The 21,930-nt window shown below is 39.0% G+C and carries 18 protein-coding genes and 1 pseudogene; 5 read left to right on the top strand and 14 right to left on the bottom strand.

Going from position 1 to position 21,930, the window contains the following annotated elements; genetic code table 11:
- Positions 1-399, bottom strand: a pseudogene (locus H5058_RS16665) (transposase); the annotation flags it as partial.
- A gap of 202 nt (positions 400-601) precedes the next feature.
- Positions 602-1,102, bottom strand: a complete 501-nt coding sequence (locus tag H5058_RS16660) for a nuclear transport factor 2 family protein (protein ID WP_179807994.1) — start codon at positions 1,100-1,102, stop codon at positions 602-604.
- 180 nt (positions 1,103-1,282) lie between these two features.
- On the opposite strand from H5058_RS16660, the gene H5058_RS16655 reads away from it, so the two are divergent.
- Entirely contained in the window at positions 1,283-2,164 is an 882-nt protein-coding gene (locus H5058_RS16655; protein WP_179807995.1) for an SDR family NAD(P)-dependent oxidoreductase, read from the top strand.
- A 128-nt stretch (positions 2,165-2,292) separates the two neighbouring features.
- On the opposite strand, the gene H5058_RS16650 is transcribed toward H5058_RS16655, so the two are convergent.
- The gene (locus H5058_RS16650) at positions 2,293-2,541 is read right to left on the bottom strand and encodes a hypothetical protein (RefSeq protein WP_011328558.1); all 249 of its coding nucleotides are present in this window, start codon (positions 2,539-2,541) and stop codon (positions 2,293-2,295) included.
- A gap of 166 nt (positions 2,542-2,707) precedes the next feature.
- On the opposite strand from H5058_RS16650, the gene H5058_RS16645 reads away from it, so the two are divergent.
- The gene (locus H5058_RS16645; RefSeq protein ID WP_179807996.1) at positions 2,708-3,106 is read left to right on the top strand and encodes a YkgJ family cysteine cluster protein; all 399 of its coding nucleotides are present in this window, start codon (positions 2,708-2,710) and stop codon (positions 3,104-3,106) included.
- A gap of 78 nt (positions 3,107-3,184) precedes the next feature.
- On the opposite strand, the gene H5058_RS16640 is transcribed toward H5058_RS16645, so the two are convergent.
- Positions 3,185-4,816 carry a cyanophycinase gene (locus tag H5058_RS16640; RefSeq protein WP_179807997.1) on the bottom strand — a complete coding sequence of 544 codons (1,632 nt, stop codon included), beginning with the start codon at positions 4,814-4,816 and terminating at the stop codon, positions 3,185-3,187.
- A gap of 246 nt (positions 4,817-5,062) precedes the next feature.
- On the opposite strand from H5058_RS16640, the gene H5058_RS16635 reads away from it, so the two are divergent.
- The gene (locus H5058_RS16635) at positions 5,063-5,650 is read left to right on the top strand and encodes a hypothetical protein (protein ID WP_179807998.1); all 588 of its coding nucleotides are present in this window, start codon (positions 5,063-5,065) and stop codon (positions 5,648-5,650) included.
- A 49-nt stretch (positions 5,651-5,699) separates the two neighbouring features.
- On the opposite strand, the gene H5058_RS16630 is transcribed toward H5058_RS16635, so the two are convergent.
- Positions 5,700-7,895 (bottom strand): UvrD-helicase domain-containing protein, encoded by a 2,196-nt coding sequence (locus H5058_RS16630; RefSeq protein ID WP_182679096.1) that lies wholly within the window; start codon positions 7,893-7,895, stop codon positions 5,700-5,702.
- 289 nt (positions 7,896-8,184) lie between these two features.
- Between H5058_RS16630 and H5058_RS16625 the strand changes: the two genes are divergently transcribed.
- Positions 8,185-9,099, top strand: coding sequence for a M14 family metallocarboxypeptidase (locus tag H5058_RS16625; RefSeq protein WP_182679094.1), 915 nt, complete (start codon positions 8,185-8,187; stop codon positions 9,097-9,099).
- Between the two features lie 78 nt (positions 9,100-9,177).
- On the opposite strand, the gene ccoG is transcribed toward H5058_RS16625, so the two are convergent.
- The 9 genes from ccoG to H5058_RS16580 form a co-directional block, all read right to left on the bottom strand.
- Complete coding sequence (ccoG, locus tag H5058_RS16620) at positions 9,178-10,560, bottom strand: cytochrome c oxidase accessory protein CcoG (protein ID WP_182679092.1); 1,383 nt, start codon at positions 10,558-10,560, stop codon at positions 9,178-9,180.
- Between the two features lie 146 nt (positions 10,561-10,706).
- The gene (locus H5058_RS16615) at positions 10,707-12,125 is read right to left on the bottom strand and encodes a sigma-54-dependent Fis family transcriptional regulator (protein WP_182679090.1); all 1,419 of its coding nucleotides are present in this window, start codon (positions 12,123-12,125) and stop codon (positions 10,707-10,709) included.
- A gap of 192 nt (positions 12,126-12,317) precedes the next feature.
- On the bottom strand, positions 12,318-12,872 hold the full coding sequence (locus H5058_RS16610; RefSeq protein ID WP_011328566.1) for a DUF1439 domain-containing protein: 555 nt from the start codon (positions 12,870-12,872) through the stop codon (positions 12,318-12,320).
- Positions 12,873-12,965: 93 nt separating this feature from the next.
- Positions 12,966-15,647 carry a DUF349 domain-containing protein gene (locus H5058_RS16605; RefSeq protein ID WP_179808001.1) on the bottom strand — a complete coding sequence of 894 codons (2,682 nt, stop codon included), beginning with the start codon at positions 15,645-15,647 and terminating at the stop codon, positions 12,966-12,968.
- Positions 15,637-15,918: a YeaC family protein gene (locus tag H5058_RS16600; RefSeq protein ID WP_011328568.1), complete on the bottom strand. Its 282-nt coding sequence runs from the start codon at positions 15,916-15,918 to the stop codon at positions 15,637-15,639. The genes H5058_RS16605 and H5058_RS16600 overlap by 11 nt, the downstream gene beginning before the upstream one ends.
- 1 nt (position 15,919) lies before the next feature.
- Positions 15,920-16,246, bottom strand: a complete 327-nt coding sequence (locus H5058_RS16595; RefSeq protein ID WP_011328569.1) for a hypothetical protein — start codon at positions 16,244-16,246, stop codon at positions 15,920-15,922.
- A gap of 58 nt (positions 16,247-16,304) precedes the next feature.
- Entirely contained in the window at positions 16,305-17,972 is a 1,668-nt protein-coding gene (locus H5058_RS16590) for a sodium:alanine symporter family protein (RefSeq protein ID WP_011328570.1), read from the bottom strand.
- A 148-nt stretch (positions 17,973-18,120) separates the two neighbouring features.
- On the bottom strand, positions 18,121-19,248 hold the full coding sequence (locus tag H5058_RS16585) for a M14-type cytosolic carboxypeptidase (RefSeq protein WP_011328571.1): 1,128 nt from the start codon (positions 19,246-19,248) through the stop codon (positions 18,121-18,123).
- A 174-nt stretch (positions 19,249-19,422) separates the two neighbouring features.
- A complete protein-coding gene (locus tag H5058_RS16580; RefSeq protein WP_182679087.1) occupies positions 19,423-20,865 on the bottom strand; it encodes a glyceraldehyde-3-phosphate dehydrogenase in 1,443 nt (480 codons plus the stop codon).
- 200 nt (positions 20,866-21,065) lie between these two features.
- On the opposite strand from H5058_RS16580, the gene H5058_RS16575 reads away from it, so the two are divergent.
- The gene (locus H5058_RS16575) at positions 21,066-21,866 is read left to right on the top strand and encodes a DUF2989 domain-containing protein (protein ID WP_089368513.1); all 801 of its coding nucleotides are present in this window, start codon (positions 21,066-21,068) and stop codon (positions 21,864-21,866) included.
- Positions 21,867-21,930 lie beyond the last annotated feature (64 nt).

Here is a 21,930-nt window from a genome sequence, read left to right as displayed (position 1 = left end):
TAAGCGTTCTCGGTATTCAATGATTGTTTCATTTAGAAAGAGCCATTCAATTTTACTTAGCTCTTCACCTTGCAGATATTTGTTAGTGAGTACAGTGCCTTTACAAAGCCTGTGCCACCGCTGAATAATGGCTTTATCGGTTAGTCGCTTGGCTTTTTTATCATCAACATAGAGTACTAAGTGGGTGTGATTACTCATTACTGCATACGCACACACATCGATACAAAATACGTTAGCGAGGGCAAGTAATTTGCTTTCAACCCACCTTCTGCGATGTTCATACGATTGATTAGTAAAGTTGTCTACGCCGCATAAAAATGCACGGCGTACACAGCGCGAAATACAGTGGTAGTATTTTGTATCGACCAAACTAACCTGACGTTTTCTTGCGATAGCCATGTGACACCCTGCTTAATTATTGCACTAAAAAGAGCATAGTTAATTACACTGATATTACAAATATTAAGATGGGTGTCTGTTTAATATCTCTCCATACCGACCAACTTTAAAAGCCTTTTAAATAACCAAAATCAATTACTTCGCAACACGCTCAGTTACTTTATTGCTACCTTTCCTGAATTTTTAAAAAATTTACAGTAACCTAGTTTGGCATGCAGTTTCCGCTATAAACCACTTTGCTATATTCACCTGAAAAATCACTGATGCTTACCGAGTTTATTATAAATGCACTTTTGCTGATCAGCCATTGACCGTCACTTTGCTTTTCAAATTCGTCGAGGTAGTAGCCACCTAGTTGCACATGGAGCTTATCTTTGGTGTTGATACTTTGAAAGCGAAGGTTAATTTTAGTCTTGGCTGTATTGTCGGTGAGCTCTAAAAAAACCGGGTTTTGCGCGTGATGCATATCAACTATATGGTCGTGGCAACCAAGATCTTTAAAAACAGCCACAAAATCTTCTCGTCGATTAAATTGGCCAATGTGACCAAAGTTAATATCTACTTCGCCGCTAATAAAGCAATTAGTTACCAGCTCAGGTTGTTTTTCATCGCAGGCATTTAGGTAGCGATATTTCAATTCTAATATTGATTGCTTGTCTTCTAGTTGCTGTAAACGTTGCTCGGTAGTCTTTATATATTTCATAGCAGTCCTTTGTTTTTTGGTTGATTTTTAAGCTAGGCTTTTATACTAAGGCTTTACATGCTAATTTCAATACAAATATATCTTTATTACCAATATGGCTGCTATCGAAACTAAGTTGAGCTGTTTAGCTAATTTAACCTTTAGTATTTTTTATGTGTCGTTTTTTAAGTGAGGGAATTCATGCAACAGGAAGAAGCAAAAGTTGCCATTGTAACCGGTGCTAGTCGCGGTGCAGGCAAAGGCATTGCCTTAGCTTTAGGTAAAAAAGGCATGACAGTTTATGTTACTGGCCGCAGTATAAAAACAGGCTCAGTTTTAGGGTGGGATGGCTCGGTATTACCCGGAACAGTATATGAAACTGCCGAGCAAATTAATCAAGCAGGTGGTATAGGTATTGCTGTGGTGTGCGATCACAGTGACGATGCACAAACCGCCGCATTATTTGCTCAGGTTGAAAAAGAGCAAGGCCGATTAGATATTTTGGTTAATAACGCTGCATTTATTCATGATCAATTAGTTGAACAAAAGCCATTTTGGGAAAAAGAGATTGATGCGGGTAAAATTTTAGATGTAGGTTTACGCTCTGCTTACGTGGCTAGTTGGCATGGCGCAAAACTAATGGCTAAGCATAACAGTGGCTTAATTATGTTTGGTTCATCATTTGGTGCTAGTTGTTATATTCATGGGCCTGCTTATGGTGCACAAAAGGCGGGCCTTGATAAGCTTGCTCATGATATGGCGGTAGACTTTAAAGGCACAGGTATGCGTGCTGTATCTATTTGGATGGGGCCACTCTTAACCGAACGTTCGGCCATTATAGGTAAACTAGATAAAGAGCAATACCAGCAGTTTATGGCAACCGCAGAGTCACCAGAATTTATTGGTGATATTGTTTATGCTATTGCTAATGACCCTAAAGGTGACGAGCTTAACGGGCACACTGTAATTGCTGCCGAAATAGCTAAGCATTTTAATATTACCGACAGAGAAGGTTTGCAGCCACCATCTTATCGCGAAATGTTAGGTTCGCCGAATAAGCCAAACCCTGCCATTATTTATTAATAAGTTATAGATGAGGCTGTTGAAGTTGATAGCGCCTATAAACCTTAAATAAGCTTATAGGCTAAAAACAAAATAAACGCCGCTTTAATTTAACAGTTTAAATTAAAGCGGCGTTTTAACTATTATAGTTAATGCTTGCGCCCTACACCATTACGTACCATGTCTTGCCCTGTTTGGAATACGTTTTCTGTAATCATGCGTGCTAAAAGTAGCTTTTGATTATCGTCAAATACTGCTACAAAGCGGCTGCCATCTGCGTTATTTGTTGCCATACCAATGCCTGCAACACCTTTTAAGCCAAAACCACCGCTTTCTACATTAAGTAAAAAACTTTCAAGGTCGGCTAGGTTATCAATTACACTTTGCTCTTCACTCATTTTTTATAACTCTTTTAATCATGCTCCGCGTACTGCAAAGCTTAGTAATACAATATGCTCGCTATTTTATATACTCTTGGTAGAAACTTAAACCTTTTCGCCAACAACACCGCATATCAATATAAGTGCTACACTGTGGCCTGGTTATTATGCTAACTGGCAAACTATGAAAGACTGTAATCAATGCGGTAAATGTTGTATTAAATACGGCGATGGCGACTTGAGTGCTACCCAAGAAGAAATTGATTTATGGGAAATATTTAACCCTGAAATCTTTGAATTTGTTAAAAATAATGAAATATGGTTCGATCCTAAATCGGGCGTTAGGCTAAGCAGATGCCCTTTTTTAGAGGTTGAGCCTAAAACAAACCCACTAGCGCAAAATAAATACACTTGCAGTATTTACTTAGACCGCCCCGAAGACTGCCGTCATTATCCGAGCCTAATAGCTGAAATGATCAGAGATGAATGCGAAATGATTGAAATAACTGATCTGTCGCAGCCAATAAAAGCGCAAATAAAACTAGATTTTATCATGCGTGATAGCCGCCCTGCTGGCTACTAATTATTAATACGGCCAATGTAGTTTTATAAACAATATTTTGGCCGTTTTAATTAAACACGTTCTAGTAAACTTTCAGAACTAAAATGTACTCACTGCAAGTTCTAAATGACTTATAGCACAGCCATATTGATCCTTATTAATACGATGATACGCAGTGTTAGCTTGTACACTTAAGCTCAATATAAACTGATCTTGTTGGGCAACTGTACTTTGTTCTTGGCTTAAACACATAGCTTGAATAAGTGAGCGTAATTTTGCATTCGTTAATATAGAGCCAAATCGTTGTAGCGGTAATGCTGGTATTTTAATACTTGCTAAAGCTTTATTAATGCTGCGCTGGCTTAGGGTAAAATCTTCATTTGCAATATCAATAACGCTGCCTGCAGGCCAGTATGAGTAGTTATAATGCTGATTGCCTTTTGCTTTTAAATATACCACACCACTTTTACCTATTACGGTAATTAAGTTACCTGCGGATGACTTTATAACGACTAATGCCGTGGCTTCATCAATACCAAAACCAAACTTTTGTTGCGTTTTATCAAGTACTGTTGCCAACCTTAATGTACGGTTTTGTTCACTAAAGTGAGTATCGATCATGCCATAATTAAATGTTGCAAGGCCACCAGCAAGATTAAACATAGAACTATCGTTAATATCTGCCTGTAAAGCCAAAAGGCTCGATCCTTTAGTAATTGTAGCTATGTTACCACTTGTGTTTTTGCCACCGCTTTGAATAGCCGCCCCCGCGCCGCTACCTATAACAACAGGGCGTGTTTGCAATGCTTTAGTCCACGGGTAAGCTTGGTTGTTTTCATCAAACAGTACGCTGCGCGTTAAGTCTTGCTCGCCATTATTAAAAATCACTCCTGTACTGTTGTTTATTAGCTTTACCAAGCTATTAACGCCATTACTGCAAAGGGTATTTTCTGCTTGGATGCGATCGGGATAAATAGCCTCACGGTTATACAAGCGCATTTCTGATTGCCTATATTGTGGTAATTTTTCACAGGTGTTTGTAGTAATTGCTTTAACTAATGCAGGGGTCAATGCTAACCATTGGCTGTTTACACTTGCCGTGCTCAATAAACCTTGAGTAAAATCGGCAGCAGCATAAGGGTCTCGGCTTGCTGCTGTAATTGCCAACACACTTGGTTGCTCGTTAGCTACCTTTAAACTACCCGTTATAAATTGCAGTATATTGTTTATAGCCGGTTCATTATTCAAACTAGGGTTAACTTGCTCCGCTAATCGCTGCCCTTGAGAACTCAACTGAGGCACTTCAAGCATATCCATAACAAAATGATACTCTTGCTCCGATAGGCTATTAAGCTGGGTATTATCAATATCGCGCCAGTGCCATAACAGTGCAGGCTTAGTTATTGATGTTGATGATTTAGCCTTTATCGCAAGTAAAACTTTAACTGTACTGCTTTTAACTTCTTGATTAGTACTCGGCCACTGCTGAGTGATTTTTTTAACTTTTTCAGCCGTAACGCTAAATAAATGCTCTGCTTTACCCGCTATTTGGGTGTTTTTATCGCACTGTTGCATGTTTAAACTACTGCAGCTACTTAGCTCGCTACCAACTAAAATTAACGTTTGGCTTTGCTCTGCGGCCGTTAAACTAGCACAAAACGTAATGCTTAATAACACAGCTAAAAAGCGGACCAATTGTTGTTGTCTATAATGTGTAAATGCATGCGTCATGATATAACCCAAATAAAAAGTGGCTTGTAATTACATCATGTTAATTTTTAATAACTTGGGCTGCAACTTTATATCTTAATCTAGCTCTAGGGTTAAGCTAATAACGCGCCGTATCGCTTTGTTTAGCTAAAGATACTAACTACCTAAAACGGTTAAAGACTAACTAAACAAAATTAAACACGCTGTTTATTGAGCCGGTGTTTTGTTTAACTTATGCTTATATTTTAGGCAACCCGAGTATGGAATATGGATTTTTCTGCTGAAGAAATAGACTTTTTATCTGACTTATTTAAATCCGATCAAAAACCTGCATTACCTCATGAGCCTATGTTAACCATGCAAAGCAGTGTGCCTGTTAGTATTGCGCAGTTACTTAGCAATGCCAATTTAACTCTACTGGCTGAGGTTGCCCATTACCAACTGTGGTTTCCGCTACACTTAAAAATTAATAGCTCCGGCACAATTACACCTACTTTAAGCGCTCCTGAAGTTATTGATACTAAAGGCACTCAACGCAGTTGGCGCTGGAGCCATTTAAATATTAAAAGCCAAGGCTTTTGCATTGAATCAATTTCAAGCACAGGTGTATTTTTAAAGCCCACCGGTAAACACAAAAACCTATCAAAAGTTCAACACGTAGAATTTACCCTACCAAATAAAGAATCTGTATCTATGGATATTGAGCCTGTCAGGCAAAGCAAGCATGGCCTTGCAGCTAAAATAAAACACATTCATACTGGTAAAGAACAATTAAGAGCTTATTTATTTGCCGAACACCAACGTCAATACGCTAATTTATATCAGTATGAACCATTAATTAACTCACCAAGTTAGCGCTTAACAACAGCCTCTGGTTACAGTCACTGCATACTATTGCTTTTTGTTATTTGCTAAACAAAGTAGATACAATATGAATTGGATAGTTGTCATTTATTAATTCTTTAACAAATAACGACGGCTGTTTAGCATCGGCAATTAAGTAAGCCTTATGTTTTGCTCGGGTAAGCCCCACATATAATAAACGCCGCTCTTCTGAATAAGCAAAGGTGTCTTGGCTAGGTAGTAAAGCCTCCAGCAGCGGATTATTTTGCTGACTACTCGGAAAGCCAAACTTCCCCTGCTCTAACCCTATAATAATACAGTAATCTGCTTCTAACCCTTTGGCGCTATGCAGGGTTAAAAATGCTACGTTTGCACTTTTTTGTTGTGAGGCTAAATGCTGTTGCACTTTGTTGAGCGTATAACGATAACGGCTCAATACAGCAATACTCGCGTTTGCATGGTGTTTTTGAATAGTATTGATAGTTTGCTGGGTTTTTAGCTCTAACGACTTTTTACCTTGGTACACGTCATCTAATAAAATAACTTGAGGCTCAGCCACTTGTGTATGAGTAATAATGAGCTTTTTATACTGCTCAGGGTTTTGCATAACAAAACGCCCCGCTACGTCACTTATACTATTGTTATACCTAAATGTTTTTTGCAACAACGTTAACGAATGACTACCCACTAACTCATTAAAACGTGTGGTAAGTGCTAAGTTACCACCAGAAAACCGATAAATTGACTGCCAGTCGTCACCTACAGCGGTAAAACGCACCTTATGACCATGCTTAATTAAACTGTTTAATAAAGCCATACGTGCAGCAGAAATATCCTGAAATTCATCCACTAAAATATGCTGCCATGGCACATTCACTTGCTGCTTATTTACAGCCTGAGTAGCTTGTAAAATCATATCGTCAAAATCAATACAGTTTTGCGCAATGAGTTGCGTTTTATAAGCGCGATGCATAGCAATTAATAACTGCGCGGCCGCACTGTGATGATTAGTGCTTTTTTGATTGCTATTAACTTGACTCGTATTTAATTGATTGGTACTTAGTTGAACAGTATTTAATTGATTATTTTGGCGCTTAAGCCGCTGAGTAATTTCGCTATCGGTTAACTGTTCAGCCCTTATAGCTGCTAAGCATTTTAAATATTTATCAACCTCATGCTTAAGCTGCCCTGAGTCTTTTAATATTGCCAGTACTTGCGTAGCATTAAACTTACTTTTATGAGTATCGCAGGATACTAAAGGCTTATCGAGCATAGCAATAAAGGCGCTTAATAATACCGGTTGGGCTTGTACTTGCTCACTTAGCCATGATGTTAGCCAGCTCGACAGCGCGCCAAAATCACTTACAAAAGGCGATATGTTGCAACCTTTACCTGCCTGCTGTAGCAGCTGCAATCCTAACGCATGAAAAGTTAAAACCTCTGGTGACTTGCTTGATAATTTAGCCTGCTGGGCGCGTTTAATAAAGCGTGTTTTAAGCTCTTGCGCCGCTGTTTTATTATAAGCAAGTACCAGTATTTGCTCTGGCATTGCTTGTTTTGTGGCAATTAGATCAAGTGCTTTGGCTACCATAACTGAGGTTTTACCGGTACCTGCAGCAGCCAATACTAAATTTTTATCGTTATTGCGTATTACAGCAAGACGCTGCTCATTAGTTAATGGGTTTGACTCCACGTTATTATAAAAATCAGCTCGTTGAGCAAGTTGCTTGCGCTCATATTTATTACGCAGTTGTGCAATAGCATCATTCTTATTTTTTGCACTGGCCAATACCGATAAAAACTGGCTACTATTTGAAGGTAAATACCCTTGCCACACATTGCGGTTTTGCTGATAGCGCTTGCTCAGTGAAAACACCTCAGCGCTTAAAATTGTGGTATTACTGTCGCGTAAATACTCATCTAACGCAGTGCGCTTTAATAAAGCTTTAGCATTATTTATTTTGTGTTCAAGCGCTTGCGAAAAATATTGGTTAATTGCAATGTTTAGTGCTTTTGCCTGTGCTTTGTTTAAAAAGCTAATAGTAGTATGAGCACTATTTTCACCTAGAGTTAAATTAATTTTGGCGCTAAATATCCGGTTTTGCAACTGCGAAAAATCGTTAAAATCCTTGATTAAAAACGATTGCTTAGTCGCGTTTTTAAACTCAATCACTAAGCTTTCCTGCTCAATACTGAGTAATTTAATACGGGTGAAAAAACGGCCTAACCAACTAGGTGTGGCAAAATACTGCGCCATAATACTCAATATCTAAGTAGGTAATAAAACAATTGTAACATACTCTTTTATAATACATTTAATTTAACAACTTACTATAACTGAGCTTAGTAAATAGCTAATTTAACAACTTACTATAACTGAGCTTAGTAAATAGCTAATTTAAAAAATTAAAACAGCTGTTTATCGTTTTAATTTGCGCCTTATTTTAGTCAGCGTTAAGCTGTGCCTTTATTTACTAATTATATTAACTGCATTTGCTATATAGCCTTGCTATAAGGTTAATTATAATTATTATTAAAGGTTTATTATGACTAACAGCACATATCCTATTGGCACACCTGGCACTAAGTGGAATAACAACGATAAAGCCGATTGGTTAACCCGCCAAAATATTAAACGCAGCTATCAAAATGAAGTAGTAACCCTCATTAACGAGCTCAAAGATGCGCTTAATGTAGAACAATATGGCGAACTAAATTACGTTGCAGGCAAATATCCTTTATTTGTTTTAAAAACCGCTGACTTTAACACTAACAAACCTACCGTTTTAATTACCGGTGGTGTACACGGCTACGAAACTAGTGGCGTACACGGCGCGCTTAGGTTTGCAAAAACGGCAGCGCAAAAATATAGTCAGCATTTTAATATTGTAATCGCACCTTGTATTAGCCCTTGGGGGTACGAAACGATAAACCGCTGGAACCCAGAAGCCATTGATCCTAACCGCTCATTTTATGAAGGTAGCCCAGCGCAAGAGTCGGCGGCGATTATGGCGTATGTAAAATCCCTTGAGTTAGATTTAATTGCTCATATTGATTTGCACGAAACGACCGACAGCGACAACAGCGAGTTTCGCCCGGCACTAGCTGCACGCGAAGGCACAGTAAATACTAATTGGAATATTCCCGATGGTTTTTATTTAGTGGCCGATAGCACTAAACCTGAGGCTGCATTTCAAAAAGCCATTATTGATAGCGTAGCAAAAGTAACCCACATTGCCCCAAGTGATGAAAATAACCAGCTTATTGGTGTGCCACAAGAGCAATTTGGGGTGATCAACTACGCTGCTCGCGAATTAGGTTTATGTATGGGCTTTACCAATGCACCTTATGTAACCACCACTGAAGTATACCCAGATAGCCCTACAGCAAGTGACGAAGAATGTATTTTGGCGCAAGTAGCCGTAATTACGAGCGCATTAGATTACATAATTAATCTGTGATCTGGGTTTAAATATATACAATTAATAATCCTATTAAAATGCCCAAGTAGGTAAACTAGCTTGGGCATTTTTATACTTTTAATTTTTATAAAAGTAACTATCTTTCGTTATGCTAATGCTCGGATCTTCTTCTGCAAAAATAATAAATTTAACTTTACTTACCTTGTTTGAAATATCAAAGCCATCTGCAGTCACCGTTACGGGTATACGCCTCATCATTCCAGGTTGAATTAGTGTTGTATCTGGGCTAGTTAATTTAGCCTCTGCTAAGCCTGATATAGCAATAGTGTAGTGCAATGTTTGTTGGGTTTTATTTATAATCGTTAACGTATAAGGGTTTTCTACTAAACCCTCATAATTTACTCTGTACAAGGCGCCTCTATCGCGCAGTACCGAGGCTTCAATTGGTGTTCTTTGTACCACCCAAGCAAACATAGCTACAATTAGCATCAAGGTCAAAACACCATATCCAACCAATTTAAGCCTAAAAGGGTTGGTTTTTTTACCCGCCATTTGCTCTCCACTAGCGTATTTTATTAACCCTTTTTCATAACCAAATTTATTCATAGTATCGTCGCAAGCATCAATACATAAGCCACAGTTTATACATTCATATTGCAAACCATTTCGAATATCTATTCCAGCTGGGCATACCTCTACACATAAATTACAATCTACGCAGTCACCTAAGTTAAGTGCTTTTGGGTCGGCCTTACGTTTACGTGGGCCACGGTTTTCACCGCGTGCGCTATCGTAAGTAACCACGAGTGTATCTTTATCAAACATAACCGATTGAAAACGCGAATACGGACACGCCACAGTACACATTTTTTCACGTAAAAATCCTGCGTTACCATATGTACACAAAGCAAATAAAAACACCCAAAAGCTGGTAATACCCGACCACTCAAAAGTAAGCATTTCTAAGTACAATGTTTTTGCGGGTATAAAATAAGTTAAAAATGAAGTGGCAGTTAATAGTGATAGCACCAACCAAGCACTGTGTTTAGTAAGCTTTTTACGCCATTTGGTAAAACCCCATGCAGATTTATCAAGCTGTATACGCTGATTACGTGTGCCTTCAACGCGTTGCTCAACCCACGAAAACATCAACATCCAAATAGTTTGAGGGCAAGTATAACCACACCAAACGCGGCCTAACCAGTTGGTTACAAAAAATAGCGCAAAGGCCCCCACCATAAACAACATGGCTACAATAATAAAATCTTGCGGGAATAAAGTTAAAGTGAAAATAGTAAACTTTTGCGTTGCTACATCTAATAGCACCGCTTGTTGGCCGTTATATTGGATCCACGGTATTGCAATAAACGTAAGCATTAATAACCAGCCTAAGTTACGGCGTATACGTTGAAAAAAGCCTTTTTGCTCACGTATATAAATTGGCCCTTCGCTTTTGTAGGGCTTGATGATCATATCTTCTTCTTTAATATCAAACTTCATAGTACTTACTTAATCATAACGGATGTTAGTTAAGCATTTGCAACTTTCAGACCAAACTGAAAGCAAAGGCATTACATTGATATTTAAGTGATTTATTTATTATTGAAAACCTCAAACTCGCGAAATAAAGCGATCCTCGCGATATATCACGAAACCTTGCTAATCCCTAACTTGTGCATTTTAGAGCGTAAGGTACTCTCTGGCATACCAAGTTTTGCAGCGGCACCTTTACTCCCCGATATTTGCCAAGCCGATAGCTTAAGCACAGTAATAATATGCTGTTTTTGCATTTCATTGAGCGTTAATGCTGGGTTTATAGTACTTTGTGATATTGCTTGTAATGGCTGACTTAATTGTAAAATAGCTTGCTTAGATAAAATGGCCTCGCGCTCTAGTACATTTTGTAACTCTCTAATATTGCCTGGCCAGTCATAAGCTTGTAGTTGAGAAATTGCCTTATTACTTAATCCCTTAAGCTGCTTAGTTAAACGTTTATTTAACTGCACTATTAAATTACTACATAAATAAGGAATATCTTCCTTGCGCTCTCTCAGCGCTGGCACTTTTATAGGAAATACATTTAAGCGATAGTATAAATCGATTCTAAAATTGCCTTTTTGCACCATTTCCCATAGATCGCGGTTAGTTGCTGCAATAACGCGAATATCTACCTTTAATGTATTGCTTGCCCCAACACGTTCAAATTCTTGCTCTTGCAACACTCTAAGCAACTTACTTTGCGCTTCAAGCGGCAGCTCTGCTATTTCATCTAAAAATAAGGTACCTTTGTCGGCTAGTTCAAAACGCCCTTTACGGCGCTCATTAGCACCAGTAAACGCGCCTTTCTCATGGCCAAACAGCTCTGACTCTAATAAGCTTGGCGTAAATGCTGCGCAGTTCACTTTTATAAAGGGCTGTTTATTACGCTTACTTAATCTGTATAGGTTTCGGGCAACCAGCTCTTTACCTGTACCATTTTCGCCTAAAATAAGCACTGTGGTATCGGTTTCGCTCACTAACTTAATTTGCTCTAACATGGTTTGAAACACGTGGCTTTTACCTACTAAGCCAGAGTCTTGCCAATCTTCGTTTAATTCTGCTATTAAATAATTATTTTCATCTTGTAACTGTTCACTCAAATGTTTTACTTGTGCAAGTGCATCTTGTAATGCATTTTGTGTTTGTTGCTGCTGAGAAATATCGCGAAATACCGCTACAGCACCTATCAATTCATTATTTCGATAAACTGGTGTCGATGTGTACTCAACAGGGAAAGAGCTGCCATCTTTGCGCCAAAAAACTTCGTTTTTCACTTCACGGCGTTTACCGTCAAACATGGTGCAATATATTTGGCATTCGTCGGCTGGATAAGGCGTGCCATCGGCATGAGTATGATGATGGTATTGATGAATTTTTTTACCTAATAGCGTCTCTGCACTCCAACCTGTCATGCGCTCGGCCGCAGGGTTAACAAACACGGCATTACCCGACAGATCAAAGCCATAAATTCCTTCGCCCACTGCGTTGAGTAATAAACTAGGATCGTTTAAAAATTGTTTTATCATAAAATAGACCTCGCGAAATATCGCGATCATTATGACAATTTAATTAAAAAAGTGCACTGCAAAAATTATTATTAGTAATTAATAGCGCTGGAGGAAGGGAGTGACAATAGAATTACGAAAATACAAAAATTTATGACAGAAAACAAAGCCTAGTTACCTTATTATGCTAACTAGACTTTATTTACAACTAACTTAAAGGCGTGGAACCAATTTTATAGCGCCTGCAACCACTTTCATATCAAGTGGTAGTTTACTTAGCAAGGCCATTTTAGGATCGTTCATATTTAGCTCATACACTGGGTTTACAGCTAAAAAGCGGTTAATAATATCCATAGCTTGTTCGTCTAGCGCACCTAAATTACCTTTAAAACCACCAGCATCAACACTCGAATCTAGTAATTTTATATTACGTAAAAACACCGCTTTTTTCTCGCTGTCGTAAAATGGGCTACCTTCTATTTGCAGCTTTAAGCGTACTGGGTATTTTAATGCAAAAGCACTAATGTTAGCGCTTGAATCGGCGCCTAGCACTACAACATCACGATTTTCTGGACCAATATTTACACTCACATCGTTTACATCAAACTCTACTGGTAATCCCATTAAACTTACCTGTTCGCTTAATTTAGGAAGCTGTTTTGTTAATAACGACTCCACGTCGGCGTTAGTAAATGAATAAACAGACATTCCTTGTGTAGCGTTACATGCAGTTAAAAATAATGCGGCAATAATAAATAATATTTTCATAAAAAACTCTCTAAATTATTATAAGTGATGGGTATAAAAAAGCCGCTTACGAGCGGCTTTTAAAAGAGTAATACTCTATTAGGTGTAACTACACTAAGCTGTAAAAACAGCCTTTAGCCTTGCTAGTGTGTCAGCATCAACTGAACCTTCACTGAGCGCTAACAACTGTTTTAAATAATAGCTTATATCTGCATGTTCGCCACGATGCTTATCATCTAACATGGCAACTTGCTCTGCCATTCTTTGCATTGCATCATTACTACTTACATTAGCTAAAATTTCCATTCTAGTAAGTAACTGTGCGCTACTAAGTGATGTTTTAAGTGCAGCTTGGTACTGGCTCGGTATCGCTTCATTGTTTTCAAGAGCGTTAAATAAGGCCACTAAATTAGCTTGTTCGGCTTTGCTCGTTAGCCCTGCAAGCTTCTCTTCTATGGCGCTAAGTAACGACGTTACTTTTGGCGATAGTGACTTAAACTGGGTATACCCTTTAACTTTAGTTTCTAAGTCGTGTAATTGCGCTTTTTCGTTAATTTGACCCAGCGCCAATTCAAGTTCGTTAAGCTCAGCGACTACTTGCTTGTCGTTTTCGCTTTGATCTAACTTTTGCTGTTCAAACTCGCTACTGCGTTTAGTAAAAGTTTCGTCGTTAAATTGACGAAATTTTTGCCATAAGGCATTTTCAGCTTTTAAGCCGGCAAAGCCAATTGCTTGCCACTGCTGCTGTAATTGTTTTAGCTCTTGGCATGCTGCTGCTAGGTCATCACTTTGTGATAATTGCTGCGCTTGCTCTACTAATGCATTTTTAAGTACCGCATTGCCTTTATGAAACGCATTTAACGCCGCTAGCACACGCTGCTGCTCGTTTTTATAACGATCGTTTAATACACGGTACGTTTTAGGGTCAACTTTACCCACACTGCGCCATGCTTTGTTTAAACGATTGTATTGGCTTTCAAACTGCTTCCAATCAAAACCCTGCTCGTCAGTTGCGAGTAAGTGCAGTGCATGCATGTCAGCAATAATACTTTCGCGCTGCGCTTTTGACGCTTCACGTTGTACTTCTTGCTCTGCAAAATAGTTACGGCAAGGTGCAAACAATAATTCGATTTTTTGATCAAATTGCTCACCTTGTTGCTTTTCTTCGTCTGTATCTAAGCGGCCAAGCTCATTCCAACGTTTACGCAACACTTTAACTTGATCAGCCCGTTGCTGGGGATCTACGCACTCCTCTAAAGCGAGCGTGCTAACTTCTTCAAGTAATGCTTCGCGCTTTGGTGCTGCAGCATATTTTTGCCAATCTTTGGCGTCAGCTAGCTGCGCTTCTAAATCGGTTTTTAAGCTTACAAGTGGTTGCTGATACTGCTCAGTTAAGGTATTAAATAACTCTTCAAAGCCTTTAAACACACCAAATGCAACGTTAAAACGACCTTCTTCTATTAGGCGCTTTACATCACGGGCTTTGCGTTTAGCTTGGCTTTGATTTTTTTCAAGCGGTTTTATCAACTCGTTCATTGGCACTAAAAATTGCTTTTTATGCGCATTAAGTTGTGTTTTAAACGTACCTTGCAATGCACTATCTAATATATTTAGATGATTACGCGCTGCTTTAAAACCACTATTAAATGCAGCTAGGGTTTCGTCGTATTGGGCTAAATCGGCTGCTGGTTTTATTTCACACAGTGCAGTAAATGCCAGCTTATAATCTTTAATAGCAGACGTTAGCTCAGGTAATTTAGCTACTTGAGTAAATGACTTTTCTAACTTATTAATAACCTGCTTTGATTGCGGGTTATTGGCTAACTCTGTTTCATTTATTGCTTGTTGAGCCTGCGCTACTTTTGCATCAAGCCAATCTTGCTGAATTTGCTCTGGCGTTTCTAGGCCAAGTTGTAATGCATTTTCAATTTCTTCACTTAAAGCTTCAAGCGTTGCTAATGCCAACAGTTGACGCTGTTGTAGTGCAAGTAATTGCTGCTCTTTATCGTGCTCACTGCGAAGCTGTGCAATATGGGCATTTAGCTTTTCGGTAATTGTGCTGTACTTTTCGTTTAACAGTTTTACTTGCTCAGTGCTAAGCCATTTAAGCTCTAAGGCTTGCCATTGCGCCATTAACTCACCGGCTTTTGGGTTTACTAATGCAAAATCATTCTTATCGCGCAGCGCATTTAGCTTAGCTAAAATAACACGGGTTTCCCCCTCAACTTGCGCTGGCATTTCAATTGCTAAACGCTCGTTTTCTAAATGCGTGTTAAGCGCTGTTTTAGCACTGTTTTGTGCATGCTTTAATAATGGTTTAGTTAACTGGTGGGTAATAACCAGCTCAACTAGTTGCGCTTGTAACTCTTCGCTGCCCTCTTTAAAGGCTTTTTCTATTAGTTTAGGGTTTCCTAGGCGCTTTAGTAACTTAACCCGCACTTGCAACTCTTTTTCTGCAAAGGCAAGTTTTTCAAGGGTTTTTACTGGTGCAAAACGCTCTATATATTCGCTTTTAATTTGCGGCGACAGTGTACTTTCGCTACTTAAAACTGCGCTAGATATTTGTTGTTCAGCAATATCTTTTAATGCTTGATCTTGTTTATAGGCTTTCCACCACAGTGGCAAGTCGTTTACTTTTTGCAGTGCCTTACGACGAATTTCTGCTGAGCTATCTTCCAGCGCTAAAGTGCTTAAAATTATTGCGTCGCGTTGTACATCTAACTTTTCGATTGCGTCTAGACGTATTTGCAGCTTTGGGTGTTTCCATTTTGGCGTAAAAAGGTGTTTAAAGATCATGTTCACTAAACCTAGCTATTTCGTTATCTGAGTTAAATTCTTTTTGCAGTTGTGCTTTTGTTTTTTGCACCATTTCGCCATTTGCACCAATAGTAAATTGCTCATTCGATTGAGCAACTTTTGCTTGATACAACATAACTAACTGCACTGTTTGCTGTTTTTGTTCATCTGATAAAGGAGTGCCATCTGGCCATTTGCCAGTTGCTGCTCCGTATTGCAAACGTTCAAATAATTCTGGGGTAATATTTTGTACAAGATTGTCGATATTCATGTCATTTTTTCTTTTTTAGAGTCACTAAAATAATACGATTAATAAGGTACCAAATACACCCCACGCCAATAGCGATGGTGTAAGCATACCACTGAGGTGTTTTTTCTTGCGGTTGTAAGAAGTACAAACAGAAAAAACCGCCTAAAAATAGGATAAGTGCTAAAAATGAGTGAGTTATAAACATTTGCTGTTTTTTAATTCGCTGCTCACGTTGAAGCTGTTGAACTTGCTCATTATTTAAGTCGGCAACGTTACTTTCGCAATGCGGACATTGCGCGTGTTTATCTGATATTGATTTGGCACATTTAGGGCAACGGATAATCGCCATACATCTCTCCATACTACGCATAAAAAAAGCGCCTTGCGGCGCCTTTATTGTACTTGTTTTATTTCTCGTTGTCTTTTTTGAATTTGACCCAGTAGTCATCTACCGATTCTTTCATCTCTTTACGCAATAACATAATGCCAATTAAGTTAGGTAGTGTCATTACAACAATAGCCACTGCCGCTAACTTCCATACCAAGGTAGTATCGGCGAACGATGCCCAAAAGAATGCAGCCACATAAAATACGCGATACGGCATTACTGAGCGATGCCCTAATAAGTAAATCATTGCGCGATCTCCATAGTACGACCAAGCAATGGCAGTAGAGAACGCAAACAGCAATAAGCCTATTGATACAATGTACTGGCCACTATCGCCAAAGTAACCACGTTTAAAAGCCTTGGTAGTTAGCTCTGCTGAATGTACCAATGATTTGCCCACTAAACTAATGCTGTCATCTGTTGGCATGCCATCTATTACTTCTACAACACCTGTGTATTTGTGCTTTTCAGTAATACCAAAGCGTACATCCTCTGCAATTGAGCGTGAATGTAGTACCGTAAAACCTGTACTCAATGCCTCACCATTAACCACTTCAATATTGCCGGTAAACGTCTCTATATTACTTTTTTGACCATTAAGGTATTTATAGAGGTCTTCGCGCTGTGTTTGGTTTTCTTCTGTGTAATCGCCTTTAATAATACTCATAGCCGAGCGCTCAAAATGAGTTTGAAATTTTTCATTCCACACCCCCGAGGATAAAATAACCAACCCCGTAAGCGTACAAATAATAATGGTATCGATAAACGGTTCTAGGATAGATACTATACCCTCTGATACTGGCTCATCAGCTTTTGCCGAAGCATGCGCTATAGGCGCAGAACCTTGACCCGCTTCGTTAGAGAATAAACCACGGTTTACACCCCGGTTAAACGCATAAGCAAATGACGCCCCCAAGAAGCCACCTGCGGCAGCAGAGCCAGAAAATGCGTCCATAAATACAGCAGAAAATGAAGGACCGATGTTTTCAGCGTTATAAAAAATAACAGCCAGAGCACCAATAATATAAATAGCCGCCATTAACGGTACTACGCGTGATGTAATTGCTGCAATACGCTTAATGCCGCCTAATATAACCAAGGCAAGTAAAATAGATAACACTGCACCTGTGGCCATAGGCGCAAAACCAAAGGTGGCTTCCATACCTTGTGCAATATTATTAATTTGTGGCAGGCTGCCTGTACCAAACGAGCTAATTACAGTGGCTACGGCAAATAAAATGGCCAGCCATTTCATGTTAAGGCGTTTATCCATGTAATACATTGGGCCGCCAGACATAGTGCCATCTTCAGTTTTTTCACGGTATTTATGCGACAAGGTAACTTCTACAAACTTGGTAGTCATACCAAAAAATGCGGTCATCCACATCCAAAACAACGCCGCAGGCCCACCAATTGATATAGCCAGTGCTACGCCACCAATATTACCTGTGCCTACTGTGCCCGATAGTGCTGTAGCAAGTGCTTGAAAGTGAGTGGTATCCCCTTCTGTATCTTTTTTATCAAACTTACCCGAAACAACTTGGCAAGCATGTTTAAAATACCGTATTTGGGGAAATTTTAAATAAATAGTAAAAAATAAACCAACCCCTAATAACACATAAGGAAACCATACTGCTCCTCCTAACATGCCATCTAGGCTATCTAAAAGTTGTCCGAATGCATCCACGCTAAATTCCTCTTATTATTTTATTTTGAAATTGCTGACTAAACATTCGTTAAGCCACAGTTTATTGTGCCGTTGTGCACTTGTTATTTTTGTAAGTGTTGTAACAAAAAAGGGCAACATTTTAATGTTGCCCTTACCTTATACTAATTTATCTTAATTTATCAACGACATTTACGATAGCCGCCAAAGTATCTTGGCCAAATTGATATGAACGACGATCTGACCAACCGTAATCTGGGTCGGGTAAGTCGTTATTATCTTTAAATGGCATTTCGACTGTATAGGTAAGCGCCTTAAATTCTTCTGCTGTTGCAGATGAACCTACTGTAAGGTTAGCTTGGCCTGGCTCGTCTTTAGGGTAGCCATGTTCGTCTTGAAACTCAGGAGTAATGGTTAACAAAGCAGCTTTAAAGCTATCTTCTAGATCTTTTAAGCGCGCATCATAACTTGGAATGCCTTCACTGCCGGCTACAAAGTTATACGGGATTGCTTCATCACCATGAATATCAAGGTGCATATCTAGGCCTGTTTCACGCATTTTATTAAGCACTAAATAAACTTCTGGGCTATTTTCCATGCTCGGCGTTTGCCATTCACGGTTTAAGTTAACGCCTTTAGCGTTAGTACGTAAGTGCCCACGAGCACTACCATCTGGGTTCATGTTTGGCACAATATAAAATACTGCTTTTGATAGTAATGCAGCAGCATGCGGGTCTTCGTCATCAAGTAGTTTGTGAAGTATTCCCTCTACAAACCACTGCGCCATTGTTTCACCCGGATGCTGGCGAGCTGTGATCCAAATGTTTTTCTTATCTGCACTTGGCTCACCAATTTTAAGTACGCTCATGTCGCGGCCATCAAGGGTTTCGCCCAATGTTTCTAATTGGCAAATTTGCTGGCTTTGCGCCCACGTAAGTAAATCTAAATGACGCTCATAGCTATATGGTGCAAAATAAGCAAAATAAACACTGCCGCACTCTGGCTCTATTTCAAAGCTTAATGTGCCATTTTCGTAGCTTGAAGGTACACGAAACCACGTTTGACGGTCATACGATGCAACCGCCTGATAATCTACCCAGCCATCTGGATAAGCTGAATTTTCGAGCTTGTTTATATTTAGCTTATGTAATTGGTAAGGGGTTGTTTCTAGGCGAAAATGAAACCACTGATAAAATTCAGACTGGAAATCGTTATTAATCTCTAACTGGATATTTAATGGATCGGTGGCTTCAATAACCTTAATATTACCACTATCGAAATTGCTACTGATTTTCATGACAAAAAACCTATAAGTTGACTAAGTGTCTCTGGACTGCATAAATAGCCAGGATGTAAGTACGCTGCGATTAGCCGTATCTAATGTATAAAGCGTACCATAAGCGCTGCGCTTTAAAAATATTGATAATCAAAAAAGCCAGCAAATGCTGGCTTTTGTATAACGACTAATAAATTAGTGAGGTAAGCTTGGGAATGCCACTTCGGCCATATCGCGCATACAACGTACCACTTGGCAGCTGTAACCAAATTCATTATCGTACCAAACGTAAAGTACAATACGGTTGTCATCAACAATAGTTGCTTGCGAGTCAACCACACCAGCGTAACGACTACCTACTAAATCGGTAGATACGATTTCAGTAGAAGCGGTGTAATCAATTTGGTCGCGCAGGTCTGAGTGAAGTGCGGTATCGCGTAAAAATGCATTTAGCTCTTCTACCGAGGTGCTCTTTTCTAAGTTTAGGTTCAAAATAGCCAGCGACACGTTAGGTGTAGGTACGCGAATTGCGTTACCCGTTAGTTTGCCCTCAAGCTCTGGTAGTGCTTTTGAAACCGCTTTTGCAGCGCCTGTTTCAGTAATTACCATGTTAAGTGCAGCAGCACGGCCACGGCGGTCTGCTTTGTGGTAGTTATCAATTAAGTTTTGGTCATTAGTATACGAGTGAACCGTTTCTACGTGACCATTTTTAATGCCAAACTTATCGTTTAATGCTTTAAGTGTTGGTGTAATGGCATTAGTTGTACAGCTTGCTGCACATACAATTTTGTCTTCAGGTAAAATATCTTTGTTATTTACACCATATACGATGTTTTTGATATTACCTTTAGCAGGAGCCGTTAATAGTACTTTAGCAGCGCCTTTACATTCTAAATGCTGACCAAGGCCTGCTTCATCTTTCCAAATACCTGTGTTATCAACAATAAGTGCATTGTCGATGCCGTAGGCTGTGTAATCTATTTCGCTAGGAGAGTTAGCGTAAATAACCTGGATGTAGCTACCATTAGCTTTAATTGCATTACGTTCTTTATCAACAGTGATAGATCCATTAAATGGACCATGAATTGAATCACGACGTAATAAACTGGCACGTTTTTCAAGGTCGCCATCTTTACCACCACGTACAACAATTGCGCGTAGGCGTAAGTCAGCATAAGGACCTGATTTTTCAATTAGTAGGCGTGCAAGTAAACGGCCAATTCGACCAAAGCCATAAAGCACCACATCGCGTGATTCTTTAGCTGGTAAATCAGCAATTTCAGAGAGCTCATCTTTTACAAACTCTTCAACAGAACGACCGTTTGCAGCATCATTATACAAATAGCTATAAGCAAGCTTACCAATATCGATACGTGCAGAATTTAAATCCATTTTGCTAATCGCTTCTAAAAATGGGAAGCTTTCACGTAAACGTAATTTTGTACCTTCAAACTGCGCAACTGATTTGTGAGATTTGATAATTTCAATTGGGCTTGCATTTACAAGTGGGCGGCCATAAACAGCAATTTCGATACCACGACTACGATAAAGCTTACCAATGATTGGTTGCATGCTTTCTGCGTAACCTTGGCGTTCTTGCCAACTATTTGTGTATTCTAACTCGTGAGATGAGGTCATTTTATTTACCTAAGTTAAACATTTTTGAACGGATAGCCCTAGAGCATTTAACCATCAAAAGTTGAAATGATTTCGACCCTGATAAGTCAACGCACTCTAGTGACTTCCCTATTCTAATTTAATCTTGCTTTATTCTCTACTGTTAGAGGCTAAATGATTGCGTTAGAATAACATTATATTAATATATTTAAGGGTTGAGGATGGTTATAAGACTAATAGTAGTGCTTGGAGTACTCACCTTAGCCGGATGTGAAAAGCCACTAAGCTTGGCCCAAGTATGTAAAGAAACGCCCGGTTTTTGCAACGATCTAAATAAAGATAATCATTGTCGGGAGCAGCGTTCTAACACTATTTTGCAGCGTTATATTGAATATAAGCACCCAACTGATGAAAATAAATATCAGCTACTTAAAGAGTTTGAATCATATAATCAGTGTATTACGCTTGCAGCTAAAATTGAGCATATAAAATTAAAAGAAAAAAAGACCTCTCGTGTAGAAGGTAAATTAACCAGTATTAAAGAAATGACGCGATTATATCAAGATACTAAAAGTACTAATCACCCAGGCTTACTTTATTATCATTGGTCGCGTAATAACGATCAGCGAGCACTGACTAAATTTTTAGCCTTGGAGCATGATGAAAGGGTGACAACAAGTGCTGAAATGCAACTTTTTTTGGCATCGTATTATATTAAATTTGATGATGATAAAACGATTGATTTGCTCTACAAAACATTAGAACTTAATAAAGCACAGCAAATACCTGATCCCGAGGTGTTTACTTCTTTGGTCAGTTTGTTTTACAAACAACAAAATTATAAACATGCCTATGTTTTTTCTAAAGTTGCGCAGATGTCGGGGATAGAAAACGTTGATATATTTGCTGTAGAGCAGCAATTGGCAAGCAGCAGAAAAAATCTTGATAGTTTAGATTCATTAGCGCAACAAACTTTTCAGCAAATTCGCGCTGGTAAGTTTGTATCACCTAGGGAGTTTTAAGTAACCTAGGCGTAGTTAAATAAAACATTAATAATAAAAAAGGCAGCTTACGCTGCCTTTTTTA

Source organism: Pseudoalteromonas sp. SR45-4 (assembly GCF_014163535.1).
Lineage (GTDB): Bacteria > Pseudomonadota > Gammaproteobacteria > Enterobacterales > Alteromonadaceae > Pseudoalteromonas > Pseudoalteromonas nigrifaciens.
Note: the sequence above shows the minus strand (reverse complement) of the source record. Positions and strands in the feature narration are given on the sequence as shown.